Origin of the sequence: Bordetella genomosp. 5 (assembly GCF_002261475.1) — a bacterium.
Taxonomy (GTDB): domain Bacteria; phylum Pseudomonadota; class Gammaproteobacteria; order Burkholderiales; family Burkholderiaceae_B; genus Bordetella.
In genome coordinates this window covers 198176-213412 of sequence record NZ_NEVN01000004.1, presented here as the reverse complement: position 1 = coordinate 213412, position 15237 = coordinate 198176, and the positions used below count along the sequence as shown (strand labels likewise).

The following is a 15237-nucleotide window of genomic DNA, read 5'->3' as shown; positions in this document are numbered from 1 at the left end:
CCGAAGCCGGCCGAAAGATGTGAAAATCCGTGTCATGCCTTCGAGTCTCCGTCCCCGCAGCCTGCCTCGGCTGAGCCGATGGGTCGTGCTTTGCCTGGCCCTGAGCTGGGGCGGCAGCCACGCCCTCGACATCGACGCCGGCCGATTGCAGAGCCTGGCGGCGAGCCGCTACGGGCATCAGGGCACGCAGGCTGTAAACGACTGGCTGCAGCTGTTGCGCGCGCCCGCCCCCAAGCAAATGCGCGAAACGCTGACGCGGACCAACGACTTCTGGAACCGAACCCTGCGCGCAGGCGAAGACCCGGCGATCTGGGGCCAGGCCGATTACTGGGCCACCCCGCTGGAGTCCCTGGGCAAGGGGATCGGCGACTGCGAAGACTTCGTCATCGGCAAATACTTCACCTTGCTGGCGCTCGGTGTGCCGCCCGAGAAGCTGCGCTTCATCTACGTGCGGGCCCGCATCGGCGGACCCGGCAGCAGCACCCAGGTGGCACATATGGTGCTGGGCTACTACGAAACCCCTAACGCGGTGCCGCTGGTGCTCGACAGTCTCATCTCGACGATCCTGCCCGCCACCGACCGGCGCGATCTCACGCCTGTGTTCAGTTTCAATGCCGAAGGCGTTTACGTCGACGGCAAAGCCGCCGCCCCCGCCGATCGGCTGGGCCGCTGGCGCGACCTCCTTCAACGCATGGAACGGGAAGGCATACGCCCCTGACGTCAGGAAAATTCAACCATGTCCATACTCCGACAATTACTGCTGAGCGTGACCCTCGCCATCGCGGTGATCCTGCTCGGCGCGCTCGCGCTCAACATCAACGCGGCGCGGCAGTATCTCTCCGGTCAACTCCAGGTGCAGAGCACCGACGCGGCCGTGTCCCTGGCGTTGTCGTTGTCACAGCCTGCCAACAACGATCCTGTCGTGCAGGAGCTGCTGGTGTCCGCGCTGTTCGACGGCGGCCATTTCTCGCAGGTGCGGCTGGCGGACCCGGACGGCAAGACGATCGTCGAACGGCAGGCGCCCGCCGCGGCGGACGGCGTGCCGGGCTGGTTCAAGTCGCTGGCGCCGCTGCAATCCGAACCCGCCACCCACGCGGTGAGCGACGGCTGGAAGCAGATCGGCACCGTGACGCTGCTCGCCAACGACGCCTACGCATGGCAATCCCTATGGCACGGCAGCCTGCGCATGATCGCGCTCGTCGCGGGCGCCGGCGCGCTGTGGGCGCTCTTCGCCTTCTGGCTCGTGCGCTGGATTCAGAATCGGCTGCTGCGCGAGATCAGCGACCAGGTGCGCCGCATCGGCCAGGGCGCGGCCGCCACGCCCATGCAGGTGCGCGTGCCCGAGCTCTCGGGCGTGGTCGAAGCGCTCAACCAGACGCGCGAGCGCATCCAGGCCAGCGTGGAAGAGCAGAACGCCAAGATCGAGTCGCTCGAGCTCGAGGTCAATCTGGATCCCGTCACCGGCCTGCCCAACCGCCGCTACTTCCTCAACGAACTGCGCCGCATTCTCGAGCAAAGCGGGCGCGGTGACTCGACGGCGCTCGGCACGGCGACACCCGGCGCAGCGACACCCGGCGCAGCGGCATTCGACGCAGCGGCTTCCGGCGCAACGGCGTCCGGCGGCCATATCTTCATCTTCCGTCAGCGCGACCTGTCCGACCTCAATCGCCACCTGCCCCGCGAGTTCATCGATCAGTGGCTGGGCGGTGTGAGCAACCGCATCCTGGCATCACTGGAACAACTGCATGCCGCGCCGTCGCTGGTGGGCCGGCTGAACGGCTCGGATTTCGCCGTGCTCCTGGCCGGCTGTGCCGCGCCGCGGGCGCTGTCGATCGCCGAACAGCTGCGCAGCGACCTGCACGCCTCGCGCATCCCGGTGGGTGAAGGCCATCTGTGCCGCTGGGCGCTGGCCCTGGCCGATTACGCGCCGGGCACCGGCGCGAGCGCCGTGTTGGGCCGCCTCGATTTCGGCCTCATGCGCGCCGAAAGCGCCGGCGACGATCATGTGGTGGTCGTGGGCGACAGCGACGCGCAAGGGCCGTCCGAAGCGGGCAAGCTGGCCTGGCAGAGCACCCTGTCGGCCGCGCTGGCCGAGCGTCGGTTCGGGCTGGCCACCGACATGCTGCGGACGGCGCAGGGCGAACCGGTGCGGGCCGAGGCGACGCTGACCCTGCTCGACGAGGCCGGCCGTCCGCCGCTGCATGCCACGCTGTTCATCCCGCCGGCGGTGCGTCTGGGTCTGGTCGCCGACTGCGACCTGCAGGCGCTCGAGCTCGGGCTGGCCTGGCTCCAGGCGCATCGCGGCGACCTCGCCGTGCGCGTCGCGTTGCCGTCGCTGCGTACCCTGCACTTCCTGCCGCGCCTGGCCGAAATCCTGCACGCGCAGCCCGCGCTGGCCGCGCGGCTGTGCATCGAAGTGGATGCGCATGGTCTGGTCGAGGCGCCCGAAGCGGTGCAGGCGTTCGCCGCAACGGTAACCGAAGCGGGTGCCCGGGTCGGCCTGCGACGCTTGGCGCAGCAGTTCGCCGCGGTGGCGCAGCTGCACACCGTGCCGCTCGCTTATGTGAAGCTGGGCGGGGGGTTCGTGGGCGGAATGACGCAAAGCCCGGGCAGCCAGCAGCTCACCGCCTCGGTGCTCGAGACGGCGCGCGGGCTGGGCATCGAGGTCTACGCCGAGGACGTTCCCGACGCGCAGACGCGCCGGGTGCTGCTGGATCTGGGGATCAATGTGATGCGCGGCCCGGGCGTGACGGCGCCGGCCTGATACGCCGAAAGGCGGGCGGGCGCGGCGGCGACGTGCCGCCTGCCCGCGCCGGGCTTACTTGCCCTTGGCCTGTTCGTAGAGCGGCATCACCTGCTGCGAGGTCGTCTGCAGCTCGTTGATGCGCGTGGACGCCGACGGGTGCGTCGACAGGAATTCGGGCTGCGAGCTGCCGCCCGACGCCGCGCCCATCTTCTGCCACAACGTGACGGCCGCGCGCGGATCGAAGCCGGCGCGCGCGGCGAGCTCCACGCCCATGCGGTCGGCTTCGGTTTCGTGCGTTCGGCTATTGGGCAGCGTGAACATCACGTCGGTCAGTTGACCGCCCAGATCGGACGCCGCCGAGGAGCCGGTCGCGATCGAAAGCACCTGCAGACCGATGTTGGTGGCCATTTGCTGGGACACTCGCTCACGCGCATGCTCGCGCAGCGCGTGCGCGATCTCGTGGCCCAGAATCGCCGCCAGCTCGTCATCGGTGGGTTTGATCTTGCTCAGCAGGCCGGTGTAGACGGCGATCTTGCCGCCCGGCATGCACCAGGCATTGATCTCGTCGACGCTCAGCACATGCACCTCCCAGGGCCAGCTCGTGGCCTCCGGACGGAACGCTCCCACCTGGCCGATGAGCCGCTGCGAGATCGCGCGCACGCGGCTGACCTGCGCGGCATCGCGGTCGAGCAGATTCTTGGCGCGCGCCTGCTGGAGAATGTCGTTGTACTGCTGAGACGCTTCCTGGTTGAGCTGCTGCTCGGGCACCAGGCTCGACATGTACTGCTTGCGGTCGACGCCGACCGCCCCCGACTGCGTGGTATTGACGCTGGCGCAACCGGTGAGCACGGCGAGTACCGTGGCGGCCGAGGCCAGCGCCGCGCGGCGCAGCCATTGCTGAGTGAGGTTCATCGACGACATGGCGTCCTCCGGTTCGGTCTTGAATAAAGAATCTCGGCCGGCCTGCTGCGCGCGCTGCGGTCAGCTCAACCGCATTGGCCGCGATGCAGCAGCGCGTGGTCGATCAGCACCAGGGCCAGCAACGCTTCGGCGATCGGGGTGGCACGAATACCGACGCAGGGATCGTGCCGGCCGAGCGTTTGCACGACGGTCGGTTCGCCCGCACGGTTGACCGAGCGGCGTTCGACACGAATGCTGGACGTGGGCTTGATGGCGAGCGACACCGTGATGGGCTGGCCGGTCGAGATGCCGCCGAGTACGCCGCCCGCATGATTCGACAGGAAGCCGTCGGGCGTGATCTCGTCACCGTGCTCCGAACCCCGCTGCGTGATGCTCGCGAAACCGGCGCCGATCGAGACGCCCTTGACGGCGTTCAGACCCATCATTGCATGCGCGATATCGGCATCGAGGCGATCGTAGATCGGCTCGCCCCACCCTGCCGGCAGCCCTTCGGCCACCACTTCGATGCGGGCGCCGATCGAGTCGCCGTCGCGGCGCAACTGATCCATATAGTCTTCGAGCGCCGGCACCACCTCGGCATTCGGCGCATAGAACGGATTGTTGGGCACTTCGTCCCACGACTGAAACGGAATCTCGATCGGGCCGAGCTGGCTCATGTAGCCGCGCACACGCACGCCGAACTCGGCGGCCAGCCACTTCTTGGCGACCGCGCCGGCCGCCACCGTGGGGGCCGTGAGACGGGCCGACGAGCGGCCGCCACCGCGCGGATCACGCACACCGAACTTGCTCCAGTAGGTGTAATCGGCGTGACCCGGCCGGAAGGTGTCGGCGATGTTGGAGTAGTCCTTGCTGCGCGCGTCGGTATTGCGAATGAGCAGGCCGATGGGCGTGCCGGTCGTGACGCCTTCGTACACGCCGGACAGGATCTCGACCTGATCGGCCTCCTGGCGCTGGGTGACGTGGCGCGAGGTGCCCGGACGCCGGCGGTCCAGCTCGCGCTGAATGTCGGTGGCCTCGAGGGGCAGTCCGGGTGGGCAACCGTCGATCACACAGCCAATCGCGGGTCCGTGCGACTCGCCGAAATTGGTAACGGTAAAGAGGGTGCCTAAGGTATTGCCGGACATGGGTTTTTTCTGGAAAGCGGGGTTGAGGCCAGCCCAGATTATGACACCGACGCCGCCAAAACCCGTATCTGATGCGCCGGGACCGGCCGGCCCAGCAGAAATCCCTGCATGTAACGGCAGCCCATGCGGCTCAGAATGTCGCGCTGCGCCTCGGTTTCCACGCCCTCGGCCACCACCATCAGGCCCAGCGCGCGGCACATGCCCATGAGCGCCGACACAAGCTCCTGGCTCACCACATCGGATTCGATTTCCGCCACGAAACCGCGATCGAGCTTGACCCAATCGATCGGCAGGCGGCGCAGGTGAGTGAGGCTGGAATAGCCCGCGCCGAAATCATCGAGCGCCACCTGCACGCCGCGTGCGCGCAGGGAATTGAGCGTGGCCACATGGCGCTCGTACTGCAGAATGAACACCGACTCGGTGATTTCGAGCACCAGACGGTGCGGCGCCAGACGGCTGTTGGCCAGCACGTGCGCCACCTGCAGCGGCAGCTCGTCGGCGTACATCTGCCGCACCGACACGTTTACATGCAGGCTCCACGACGCGGGCCAGGTGACCGCGCGCGCGCAGGCCGTCTCGAGCACCCAGGCGCCCAGCCCCACGATCAGACCGGTGCGCTCGGCCAGCTCGATGACCACCAGCGGCGACACATCGCCGTGCACCGGGTGATGCCAGCGCAGCAGCGCCTCGCATCCCTGGATCACGCCGGAATCCGTGTCGCAGACGGGCTGGTAATGCACCTCGAACTGATCCATCGACGACGAAGCGAGCGCCACGCGCAGGTCGTGCTCCAGCCCCTGGAAATGTCGCTGGCGCTCGAGCATGTCGGGCTCGAAGATATTCCAGGCGGGGCCGCCGTCGTCGAGCTGCAGCATGGCGATGTGCAGGCTGCGCTCGAGTTCGTCGAAATCCGCGCCGTGCGCCGGATACATCGCGGCCGACAGGCGGAACCCCACGATCAGCGGCTGGCCTCGCAGCTCGTAGGGCCACGAGAGCTGCTCGAGAATATGTGGGGCGAGCTCGGCGATGTGCCAGCCTTCGACATCGGGCGCCCAGACCATGAACGAATCGGTGGAATAACGCGCGACCAGAAAATCGTCGGACAGCTCATGCAGGCGCTGCGCGACCATGGCGAGCAGGGTCTTGTTGTCGGCCATATTCAACATGGCAGACAGGGAGGGATGCTGGATCAGCTTGACCAGCAGCGCGGTATCCTGGGTGGCCACGGCGCCGGTGCGCCGCATGCTGCGCTCGACCTTGAGGCGCAGTGAATCGGGCGTGAGTGCACCCGTGAGCGAGTCGCGCGCCAGACGGCGACGCAACCGATACTCTCTATATATAAAGAAAACCAATGTGGCGGCCAGCGCCAATCCCGGTAGCAGACTCTGACCCACCAGGTCATCCAATCCCACGGAGCCCCCTTGTCAGCGAGTACAGCGTCCGGTGCCAACCACCGTCACGGGTATCAGCGGGATTATGCATGATTTGATACGAATTCAACGCGATATTTGGCGGTGGATTCGATAGATTTGGGCGGAAATTCGGGAAAGCGAGAATCCGTGATGGGCGGTCAGCAATGTTTTGATTCTTATATTGAAAAAAATCACTACACTCGAAATATTCGAATTGCACTTTTCGCCCACGCCGCCCATCCATGACCTTGCCACATCGTTTCGTATGGGCCGTTCTCACGCCGTCGATCGTTCTCCTGCTCGGCGCGCAGGCACTACAGGCCTGGACCAGTTGGCGTATCGCACAGACTCATCAGCAAGAGACCGCCCAGCTCACCGCCCGGGCGTATGCCGCCGTGCTCGCGGACGCCAACGGCGCACCCCAAGCTTTGCGCGACCGGCTGCCGGCGCCGCCCGCCGGCTTGGTGGTCACCGTCCATCCGCTCGCGGGTGAACCGCTGACGCTGCCGTCCGCGCCCGCATCGGCGGCGCACACCCTGACGCGCCAACCGTATCGCGCCACCGACGGCACGGAGCGAGGCGAGATCGCCGTCGGCGGGCTTCCCGTCGCGCTCCCCGCTTCCCTGTGGCTGAGCGCCGGCCTGCTGCTCTTGCTGTGCCTCGGGGCCGCGGCCTGGATGCTGCGCAATCTGCGCGCCGCGCTGGGCCGTTGGCAGACGGGTCCGCTGGTCAGGCTCGCGGATCATGCGCGTGCCGGCGAGCCCGGCCAGCTTCCGGATGGCAGTGCGAGCGAGCGCACGCTGCTCGCCCCGGTCTACGCCGCGATCGACGAAGGGCTGGAGCGCCAGCGCCGCCAGCTCGGCGAGCGCGACGAACGCATCGCCGCGCTCGAAAGCGAGGCGCGCCACGACCCCGTCACGCGATTGATGAATCGTCGGGTGTTCTTCGATGCCTTCCGCAATGCGCTGCGCGCGCCGGGTCAGGGCGAGCCCGCGGGCCACCTGCTCATCTTCCGTCAACGCGACATGGCGGAGATCAATCGCCACATGCACCACGAGGCGACCGATCAATGGCTGCGCCTCACCGCCACGCATCTGAGCCAGACACTCACGAGCCACGGCGGCGTCGGCACCCTGCTCGCCCGGATCAATGGATCGGACTTCGCCGCCCTGCTCCCGGCGAGCAGCACGCGTACGGCCAACGAGCTGGCCGAGCATATGCGGCGCGAGCTGCGCCTGCGCCGTCTGCCGCTCAAGAATGGCCAATGGTGCCGCTGGGCACTCGCCCTCACGGCCTATCGTTCCCACGAGCAGGTCGGCACGGTGCTGGCCCGTCTCGACCACGCGCTGATGCGCGCCGAGATCTCCAACAGCGATGACCTGCAGCACGCCGATGACCGCAACGAGACCCGGGTCGACGGCGAGTACAGCTGGCAGGACATCCTGGTGCGGGCACTCGAAGAACACCGGTTTTTCCTGCGGCGCGAAGCGCGGCGGGATGCCGCGGGCACCGTGCTGCATCACAAGGCGACGCTCTGGCTGCGCGATCCCGGCACGCCCGAACCCATCCATGCGTCGCAGTTCATGCCGCCCGCCAGCCGGCTGGGTCTGGCCGCCGACTGCGACATCCAGGCCGTGCGCCTGGCGCTCGACCAGCAAGTGGGCACGACCGGCGACCTGGCCGTGCAGCTCGCCCCCGCGTCGCTGGAACAACCTTCGTTCCGTCAGCGCCTGCGCCGCCTCCTCGAAGACCGTCCGCCGCTGGCGCGCAGGTTGGTGCTCGAGATCGACGCCCATGGACTGGTCGATTATTTCGAGGGCGTGCAGGCGCTGTGCGACATCGCCACGGCGGCCGGCGCGCGCGTCAGCGTACGCCGACTGTCGGAGCAGTTCGCCGCGCTCGAGCGTCTGCATCAGTTGCCGCTGGCCTACCTGAAGATCGGCGGCGGCTTCGTGCACAGCCTGGCGGGCAGTCCCGGCAACCGCCACCTCGCCGCCACGGTCGCGCAGACGGCGCGCACGCTGGGCGTTCCCGCCTATGCGCAGCACGCGCCCGATCAGGCCATCCGCGAGCTGCTGAGTTCGCTGGGTTTTGTCGTGCTCGAAGCCGAGCCCGACACGCTCGATGCTGGTGTGCTGGACCTCACCGAGCCCCCCACCGACGAGCCTGTGGTTCACAACGCCGACGCACCGGCGGCCGAGGCCGCGATCGCGCAAGCCGGCGCCGCCCCTGCCGCGGCCGTCGCGAACCCCAGCCCCGCCTGGCCCGTGCCGGCGAGCGGCGTGCTGCGCAAGCGTCAGGAACAAGCCGATCAACGTCTGTCCGAGCTGGCCGGTGCGTTGCAGGCACAGCGCCAGATGCACTCGCTGCTGTCGCACGAGCTCCGCACGCCGGCGGCCACGATCAGCGCCGCGGCGCAGTCGCTCGAAACCATCCTGGCCGGCAGCGGCCAGGACGTCGACACCCGGCTCGCCCGCATCCGGCGCAACGTCACGCGCATGATCGACATGCTCGACCAGGTGCTCAGCCCGCAACGCCAGCACGACCAGGCGCTCACGCCGCGCCCCGAGAGCTGCGATCTGGGCGACATCGTGCGCGATACCGCGGCCAGCATTCAGCCGGACACGGCCCATCTGCTGGTGGTCAACACGGAAGCACAGGTGCCGGTGCTGTGCGACCCCCTGCTCACGGGCCTGGTGCTGCGCAACCTGATCCAGAACGCGATCAAGTATTCGCCGGCGGACAAGCCCATTCTGATCGATGCGGGTCTGTCCAGCGGCGCTCACGGCGCGCTCGCCTGGCTCGCCGTCACGGACCAGGGCCCCGGCATCGAAGAATCCGAGGCCGAACGCATCTTCGAACCGCACTTCCGCCGGGCCGCGCATCGCGAAACCCCGGGCACCGGCCTGGGCCTGCATCTGGCGCGCCAGCTGTGCAGCAACCAGGGCGGCTCGCTCACCGTCCAGACCCAACCGGGCCAGGGCGCGCGGTTCGTCATCGCCCTGCCGACACCGCAAGGGCGCGGCAGTTGAGCGCGGGCCCGGTCCGATAGCGCAAAGAAAAAGGCGGCGCCGCAGCGCCGCCTTTTTTTGGCCGCGGGCCCGTGGGCTTACGCCGCGAAGACGTAACCCTGGCCGCGCACCGACAACACCGGCAGTTTGAAGCCGGCCGATTGCGCCTTGGCACGTAGGCGGCTCACCATCACGTCGACGCGGCGCGGTTCGAAATCATCGGGGTTATCGGGCTGGATGATCTCGGCCAATACCTGGCGGGTCACGGCCTTGCCCGCGCTGTCGAGCAGCGTCATGAGAAAGATGCGTTCCTGGGCGTTGAGGTGCAGCGAAACGCCCTCCGGGCCGACCAGCACCCAACCGCCTTCCTGCAAAGACCATTGCGCCGACGGGCGGCCCGCTTCGACCATGGTCTGACCCGTTGTGGCGGCCCCGCCACGCGCGAGGCGCATGCGGCGCGCCAGGCTGCGGATCACGGAGCTGAGTTCGAGCAGGTCGACCGGCTTGGTCAGGTAGACGTCGGCGCCGCCCTCGAGCCCGCGGACGCGGTCTTCGAGCGCGCCGCGGCCGGTCAGCATCACGATGCCCATGGGGCTGAGCGCGCGCAGGCGCGTGGCGACGGAGAAGCCGTCTTCGCCCGGCACGTTGGCATCGAGAATGACGATGTCGCAGGGCTGCGACTGGAGATTGCGGTAAAACGAGGCGGCGTCGGCGCAATCGAACACCACGTTGAACCCATAGCCACCCAGCCCCAGGGCCAACTCTTCGCGAAAGTCTTCGTCGTCCTCGAGCAGACCAATACGCAACAATCCGTCGGCAGCCAGCATGGCCTTCCCCTACTTCGATGTGGCCTGTCTGTGCAACATCACAACACAGGCCGTTGATGATGTGACAAATTTTACCCGCGATGCAAGGATTTGAGCGGATTGCAAGCCAATGCCGTGGCTAGCAACCCTCAAGAAGAGCAACTGACCTCGATGCCGGCGGCCCAATCGGGCGGTAAACCGGCATAGCCTTCGCATCCGGGCCGCGCTTCGAAGGGGGCCCGCAACACGTCAAAGAGCCGGTCGATCTCGCTGGCATCCCCTTGCGCAGCCGCCCGGATGGCCTGCTCGGCCAGGTGATTGCGCAAGACATAGAGCGGATTGACGCGGTCCATGGCCTGGGCACGGGCTTCGGCCGCCATGCCATCCTGGGCGTGCCGGGCCGTGAGGCGCGCCAGCCACGCGTGGGCCGCGTCCCGGTCGATGAAGAGGTCGGCGAAGCCCTGCGGCTCTCCGCGCACCGCGTCGCTCAGGCGGCGAAAGCTCAGGGTGAAGTCGGCGCGCTGACTATCCATCAATTTGAGAAGATCATCCAGCAGCACCTCGTCGTCGGCCTGCCATTGGGTCAGACCGAGCTTGGCGCCCATGCGGCCGTGGAAGGCCTGCGTGAACACTGCTTCATAACCATCCAGAACGGCGCGCAGCGCGTCGACGTCGGGCACCAGCGTATGCAGGCTGCCGGCCAGGCGATAGAGATTCCAGAGTCCGACCGACGGCTGGCGGTTCCAGGAATAGCGGCCCTGCGCATCCGTGTGATTGCAGATGTGGTTGAGCGCGAAGCCGTCCATGAATCCGTACGGGCCGTAATCCAGCGTGAGCCCCAAGATCGACATGTTGTCGGTGTTCATCACGCCATGGCAGAACCCCACGGCCTGCCAGCCCGCCATGAGTTCGGCGGTGCGGTGCGTGACGGCTTCGAGAAAGGCCAGCAACGGGCCGTGCTCGCCCGGGGCCTCGCGGCAGGCAGGATAGAAGCGGTCGATCACGTAGTCGGCCAGCGTGCGCAGCAGCTCGGGCTGGCGGCGCGAAGACCAATGCTCGAATGATCCGAATCGCACGAAGCTGGGCGCCATCCGGGTCACCACCGCCGCCGTTTCGATGGTTTCGCGCACCACCGCGTCGTCGGACACGGTGATGGCCAGCGCGCGCGTGGTCGGGATGCCGAGACCGTGCATCGCCTCGCTGGCGAGGTATTCGCGCACCGACGAGCGCAGCACCGCGCGGCCGTCGCCCATGCGCGAATACGGCGTCATGCCCGCGCCCTTGAGCTGGAGCTCCCAGTTGCCGTGCGGTCCGCGGACTTCGCCCAGCAGGTGCGCGCGGCCGTCGCCCAACTGGCCGGCCCACACGCCGAACTGGTGGCCGCTATAGACCGCCGCCAGGGTGTCGCCACCGGGCAGCGGCGCGTGGCCCGAGGCCACATCCAGAAAACCCTGGGTGTGCAGCTCGGCCGGATCGAGACCAATCAGCGCAGCGGCTTCGGTATTGGCGTGCAGGAGGCGCGGCGCCGACGGCGGCCGCGTCTGCAAGCGCGTGTAGAACGCGTCGGGCAACGCCGCGAAGCTGTTGTCGGTGACCAACTGATCGAGCCGCAACCCGCCCTGGACGGGGGGCTGCGCCTGATCGGCGGTGTCGGAAGGATGATGGGCGGGGATGTTCATGCTCGGCGCTCCCGGGCCGCGCGCTTGGCCGGCCGGACAAAAAAGATGGCGCTCAGAAAGAACACCGCGGCCAGGATGGCCTCGACCAGACCCAGCAAGGCGGATGCCTGCCCGGGATCGGACATGGCGCGCACGACACCCTCCATCAGGTACACCAGTACCAGCATGCTGGACCACTGATAGGTATAGAGATTGCCGCGGCTCACCCCGCGCAGCGCGAAGGCGAGCGGCAAGGCCTTGAGCACGAGCCAGGATCCGCCCGGACGCAGCGGCGCCAGCCAGAGCTCCCACGCCACGCTGAGGACGATCAACGCCAGCAAAGAGACGGTGGCGAGGCGACGCAACTGCGGATTGAGTTCGACGGTCATGCTGCTATTATCACCCGATGGAGCACCCCCAAGAGTCCAATAAGCAAGGGGCGGTTCCGCCCTTAGGCGACCCTGCACTTCGCGCCCCCTGGCCCGCCCGCCTGGCCAAGGTCGTCCGCTTTGCCGCCGACCGCGCCGACGAAGAACGGCTGCTGCAGGTCGCCTCGAGCCTCACCTTCACGACTGTCCTGGCCATCGTCCCGATGCTGGCCGTGGTGTTGTCGCTGTTCACCGCGTTCCCGGTGTTCCAGGAGTTCCGGGTCGCCCTCGAGGACTTCCTCGCGACCAGCCTGATGCCGCCGTCGGTGTCGGACAACATCATGGACTACCTCAACCAGTTCGCCCTGCAGGCCACGCGCCTCACGACGATAGGCGGGGCCTTCCTGATCGTGACCTCGCTGCTGTTGATCATGACGATCGACAAGACCCTGAACGATATCTGGCATGTCACGCGCCAGCGGCCTCTGTCGCAGCGCGCCCTGATCTATTGGGCCGTCATCACGCTGGGCCCGCTGGTGGCGGGCGCCAGCCTCTGGGCCACCTCGTTCGTGGCGCGCGAGTCGCTCGGCCTGGTCAGCGACGTGCCCGAGTTCGTGAGTCTGGCCGTCTCGTTCATTCCGCTGATACTCACGGGCCTCGCCTTCGCCGCGCTCTTCGTCGTGGTGCCCAATCGCCATGTCTACTGGAAGGACGCCCTGACGGGCGGCTTCGGCGCGGCCATCCTGCTCGAGATCATGAAGTCGGCGTTTGCGTATTACCTGACGCGCTTTCCCGCGTACACGGTGATCTACGGGGCCTTCGCGACCCTGCCGGTGTTCCTGCTGTGGATCTATCTGTCGTGGCTGTCGATTCTGTTCGGGGCGACCGTGGCCGCCAGCGCGCCGATGATCCGGCTGGGCCGATGGGAGATCAACCGCGAAGCCGGCGCGACCTTCGTGGACGCGCTGGGGGTGCTCGAGGCGCTGGTGCGCGCCCAGGGCATGGGGCCTGCCGGGCGCAGCTCGAATCATCTTTCGCGCCAGCTGTGCCTGCACCATGACGAACTCAACGATGTGCTCGAGGCCTTGAGCGATATGGGCCTGGTGGCCCGCACGGCCGACCAGCGCTGGGTGCTCGCCTGCGACCCGCGGGACACGCCGCTGGACGGCGTGGCCGACCGCTTCCTGCTGGATCGCACGCGCCGCCGGGTGCGCGAAGACCCGCGCATCGAGCTCATCGCCGCGCGTTTGCTGCAGCGCGACAACATTCCCACGCTGGCAGATCTCGTTCAGCTGTCGCACAATACCGGCGTAGACTCGGTGCAAGCGCCTCCGCCGTCCGCCTCCTCCACGCCCGCACCCGGCGCCGTGGACCTCCCGCCAACCGAGTCCGCACGACGGCTCCCCGGCAAGGCGCACGAAGGCTGACCACCGAGACAGGCAAGTTCGCGGGCCTCGCGCCCCAGGAGAATCACCATGTTGAAAGTCAGCGAAATTCTGCGCGTCAAGGGCGACACCTTGTACACCGCATCGCCCGACACCCCGGTGTCGGTGGCGGTGCGCACCATGAGCGAGCAAGACATCGGCTCGCTCGTCATCATGGAATCCGGCATGCTCACCGGCATGCTTACGTTCCGCGAGATCATCCGATGTGTGCATGCCGGCAACGGCCAGCTCGGCGAAACCACCATCCGCGCCATCATGGACGACGCGCCCGTGAGCGTGTCGCCCAACACCAGCGCCGACGAAGTCCAGCGCCTGATGCTCGAAAAGCACGCACGCTACATCCCCGTGATGGACGGCCCCACGCTGATGGGCGTGATTTCTTTCTACGACATGGCCCAGGCCATCGTGGCCGCCCAGCAATTCGAAAACAACATGCTCAAGGCCTACATCCGTGACTGGCCGCTCGAGAGCACCGGCGACAAACCCTGAACGGGCCTGGCGCAAAAGCGAAGGGGCGTCCATGGACGCCCCTTTTGCATGGGTGCTCTGCGCGACCCTGCGCCAGCGCGGCCGTCAGGCGGCGGCCAGCGGATCCGCCTCGAACGGCTCACGCATGCCACTGCGCAGACTGCGCCAGGCTTCGTAGATCAGGGCGGGATCATTGGCCGACAGACGGTGCGGATCGGACAGCAGGCGGCGCCAGCGGCGCGCCCCCGACTGGCTGTTGACCAAACCCAGCATCGGGCGCGTGATCATGCGCAACGGCACGCCGCGCGCCACCTGGTCGGCGGCATAGGCCGTCATGGCATCGACGACCTGCGCATCGGACGGCAACCTGACCGACGGCCAGAGCTGCAGCGACACCTCCGACAGCACGCGCGGGTTATGCCAGGCGGCACGGCCGAGCATGACGCCGTCGAACTCCCCGGCGGCGCGTACCGACAGCTCGGCATCGGCCAGCCCGCCATTGAGCACGATGGTGCAGTCGGGAAAATCCCGTTTGAGCTGCGTGACCACGTGGTAGCGCAGCGGCGGAATCTCGCGATTGTCTTTGGGCGACAGGCCCTTGAGGACCGCATTGCGCGCGTGCACCACGAACACGCGACAGCCGGTGTCGTAGATCTTGCCCACGAAGTCGCGCACGAAGTCATACGACTCGTCGTAGTCGAGGCCCAGCCGGTGCTTGACCGTGACCGGCACGCTCACCGCATCCTGCATGGCCTTCATGCAATCGGCCACCAGCGTCGGCTCGGCCATCAGGCAGGCCCCGAACGCGCCCCGCTGCACCCGCTCGGAGGGACAGCCGCAATTGAGGTTGATCTCGTCGTAGCCCCATTGCTCCCCCATGCGCGCAGCCTGGGCCAGCGCATCGGGCTCGCTGCCCCCCAACTGCAAAGCGACCGGATGCTCGGTGGTATCGAAATCCAGGTGGCGCTCGACATTGCCGTGCAGCAGCGCACCGGTGGTGATCATTTCGGTGTAGAGACGCGCGCGCGGCGCCAGCAGCCGGTGGAAATAGCGGCAATGCCGGTCGGTGACGTCGATCATCGGGGCGACGCACAGCCGCCAGTCGGGAGAGGTCAAGAATCGCTCATGAAAAAACAAGGACTTGCGCTATTTTACCGGGGCATGACGCCCGCCGGGAATGGCTGTTGCCGGCCAGACGCGCGACCGTCTATCCGGGGCACGGCGTGGCGGGCCGCGCGGTGGTCTAAAATTGCGGCGCTGCAGGGCTGCGCGTGGCGC

General features: G+C 67.5%; 12 protein-coding genes. 5 read left to right on the top strand and 7 right to left on the bottom strand.

Annotation, left to right across the window (positions count from 1 at the left end):
* The first annotated feature begins 34 nt into the window (after positions 1 to 34).
* Both CEK29_RS07535 and CEK29_RS07530 read left to right on the top strand, forming a co-directional pair.
* Positions 35 to 718, top strand: a complete 684-nt coding sequence (locus CEK29_RS07535; protein ID WP_094857730.1) for a transglutaminase-like cysteine peptidase — start codon at positions 35 to 37, stop codon at positions 716 to 718.
* 18 nt (positions 719 to 736) lie between these two features.
* Complete coding sequence (locus CEK29_RS07530; protein WP_094857729.1) at positions 737 to 2764, top strand: bifunctional diguanylate cyclase/phosphodiesterase; 2028 nt, start codon at positions 737 to 739, stop codon at positions 2762 to 2764.
* 54 nt (positions 2765 to 2818) lie between these two features.
* On the opposite strand, the gene CEK29_RS07525 is transcribed toward CEK29_RS07530, so the two are convergent.
* The 3 genes from CEK29_RS07525 to CEK29_RS07515 all read right to left on the bottom strand — a co-directional run bounded on the left by CEK29_RS07525 (position 2819) and on the right by CEK29_RS07515 (position 6203).
* A complete protein-coding gene (locus CEK29_RS07525) occupies positions 2819 to 3658 on the bottom strand; it encodes a M48 family metallopeptidase (RefSeq protein ID WP_094800769.1) in 840 nt (279 codons plus the stop codon).
* A gap of 74 nt (positions 3659 to 3732) precedes the next feature.
* The gene (aroC, locus tag CEK29_RS07520; RefSeq protein WP_094857728.1) at positions 3733 to 4791 is read right to left on the bottom strand and encodes a chorismate synthase; all 1059 of its coding nucleotides are present in this window, start codon (positions 4789 to 4791) and stop codon (positions 3733 to 3735) included.
* A gap of 38 nt (positions 4792 to 4829) precedes the next feature.
* A complete protein-coding gene (locus CEK29_RS07515; RefSeq protein WP_176456852.1) occupies positions 4830 to 6203 on the bottom strand; it encodes a putative bifunctional diguanylate cyclase/phosphodiesterase in 1374 nt (457 codons plus the stop codon).
* A 242-nt stretch (positions 6204 to 6445) separates the two neighbouring features.
* On the opposite strand from CEK29_RS07515, the gene CEK29_RS07510 reads away from it, so the two are divergent.
* On the top strand, positions 6446 to 9235 hold the full coding sequence (locus tag CEK29_RS07510) for an EAL domain-containing protein (protein ID WP_094857727.1): 2790 nt from the start codon (positions 6446 to 6448) through the stop codon (positions 9233 to 9235).
* Positions 9236 to 9312: 77 nt separating this feature from the next.
* On the opposite strand, the gene CEK29_RS07505 is transcribed toward CEK29_RS07510, so the two are convergent.
* The 3 genes from CEK29_RS07505 to CEK29_RS07495 all read right to left on the bottom strand — a co-directional run bounded on the left by CEK29_RS07505 (position 9313) and on the right by CEK29_RS07495 (position 12067).
* Positions 9313 to 10041: a response regulator transcription factor gene (locus tag CEK29_RS07505; protein ID WP_094800309.1), complete on the bottom strand. Its 729-nt coding sequence runs from the start codon at positions 10039 to 10041 to the stop codon at positions 9313 to 9315.
* 128 nt (positions 10042 to 10169) lie between these two features.
* Positions 10170 to 11699 carry a protein adenylyltransferase SelO gene (locus CEK29_RS07500; protein WP_094857726.1) on the bottom strand — a complete coding sequence of 510 codons (1530 nt, stop codon included), beginning with the start codon at positions 11697 to 11699 and terminating at the stop codon, positions 10170 to 10172.
* The gene (locus CEK29_RS07495) at positions 11696 to 12067 is read right to left on the bottom strand and encodes a DUF2069 domain-containing protein (protein WP_094800312.1); all 372 of its coding nucleotides are present in this window, start codon (positions 12065 to 12067) and stop codon (positions 11696 to 11698) included. The genes CEK29_RS07500 and CEK29_RS07495 overlap by 4 nt, the downstream gene beginning before the upstream one ends.
* Positions 12068 to 12084: 17 nt before the next feature.
* Here CEK29_RS07495 and CEK29_RS07490 point away from each other — a divergent pair, with 17 nt between their 5' ends.
* Both CEK29_RS07490 and CEK29_RS07485 read left to right on the top strand, forming a co-directional pair.
* Complete coding sequence (locus CEK29_RS07490; protein ID WP_094800314.1) at positions 12085 to 13473, top strand: YihY family inner membrane protein; 1389 nt, start codon at positions 12085 to 12087, stop codon at positions 13471 to 13473.
* A 48-nt stretch (positions 13474 to 13521) separates the two neighbouring features.
* Positions 13522 to 13980, top strand: a complete 459-nt coding sequence (locus CEK29_RS07485; protein WP_094800316.1) for a CBS domain-containing protein — start codon at positions 13522 to 13524, stop codon at positions 13978 to 13980.
* 84 nt (positions 13981 to 14064) lie between these two features.
* Here CEK29_RS07485 and dusA read toward each other — a convergent pair whose 3' ends face one another.
* On the bottom strand, positions 14065 to 15075 hold the full coding sequence (dusA, locus tag CEK29_RS07480) for a tRNA dihydrouridine(20/20a) synthase DusA (protein WP_094857725.1): 1011 nt from the start codon (positions 15073 to 15075) through the stop codon (positions 14065 to 14067).
* Positions 15076 to 15237 lie beyond the last annotated feature (162 nt).

Coding starts and splice junctions, on each gene's coding strand:
- CEK29_RS07525 (WP_094800769.1), bottom strand. CDS start 3,658: ATGAACCTCACTCAGCAATGGCTGCGCCGCGCGGCGCTGGCCTCGGCC.
- CEK29_RS07530 (WP_094857729.1), top strand. CDS start 737: ATGTCCATACTCCGACAATTACTGCTGAGCGTGACCCTCGCCATCGCG.
- CEK29_RS07490 (WP_094800314.1), top strand. CDS start 12,085: ATGGAGCACCCCCAAGAGTCCAATAAGCAAGGGGCGGTTCCGCCCTTA.
- CEK29_RS07495 (WP_094800312.1), bottom strand. CDS start 12,067: ATGACCGTCGAACTCAATCCGCAGTTGCGTCGCCTCGCCACCGTCTCT.
- CEK29_RS07500 (WP_094857726.1), bottom strand. CDS start 11,699: ATGAACATCCCCGCCCATCATCCTTCCGACACCGCCGATCAGGCGCAG.
- CEK29_RS07505 (WP_094800309.1), bottom strand. CDS start 10,041: ATGCTGGCTGCCGACGGATTGTTGCGTATTGGTCTGCTCGAGGACGAC.
- aroC (WP_094857728.1), bottom strand. CDS start 4,791: ATGTCCGGCAATACCTTAGGCACCCTCTTTACCGTTACCAATTTCGGC.
- CEK29_RS07535 (WP_094857730.1), top strand. CDS start 35: ATGCCTTCGAGTCTCCGTCCCCGCAGCCTGCCTCGGCTGAGCCGATGG.
- CEK29_RS07485 (WP_094800316.1), top strand. CDS start 13,522: ATGTTGAAAGTCAGCGAAATTCTGCGCGTCAAGGGCGACACCTTGTAC.
- CEK29_RS07510 (WP_094857727.1), top strand. CDS start 6,446: ATGACCTTGCCACATCGTTTCGTATGGGCCGTTCTCACGCCGTCGATC.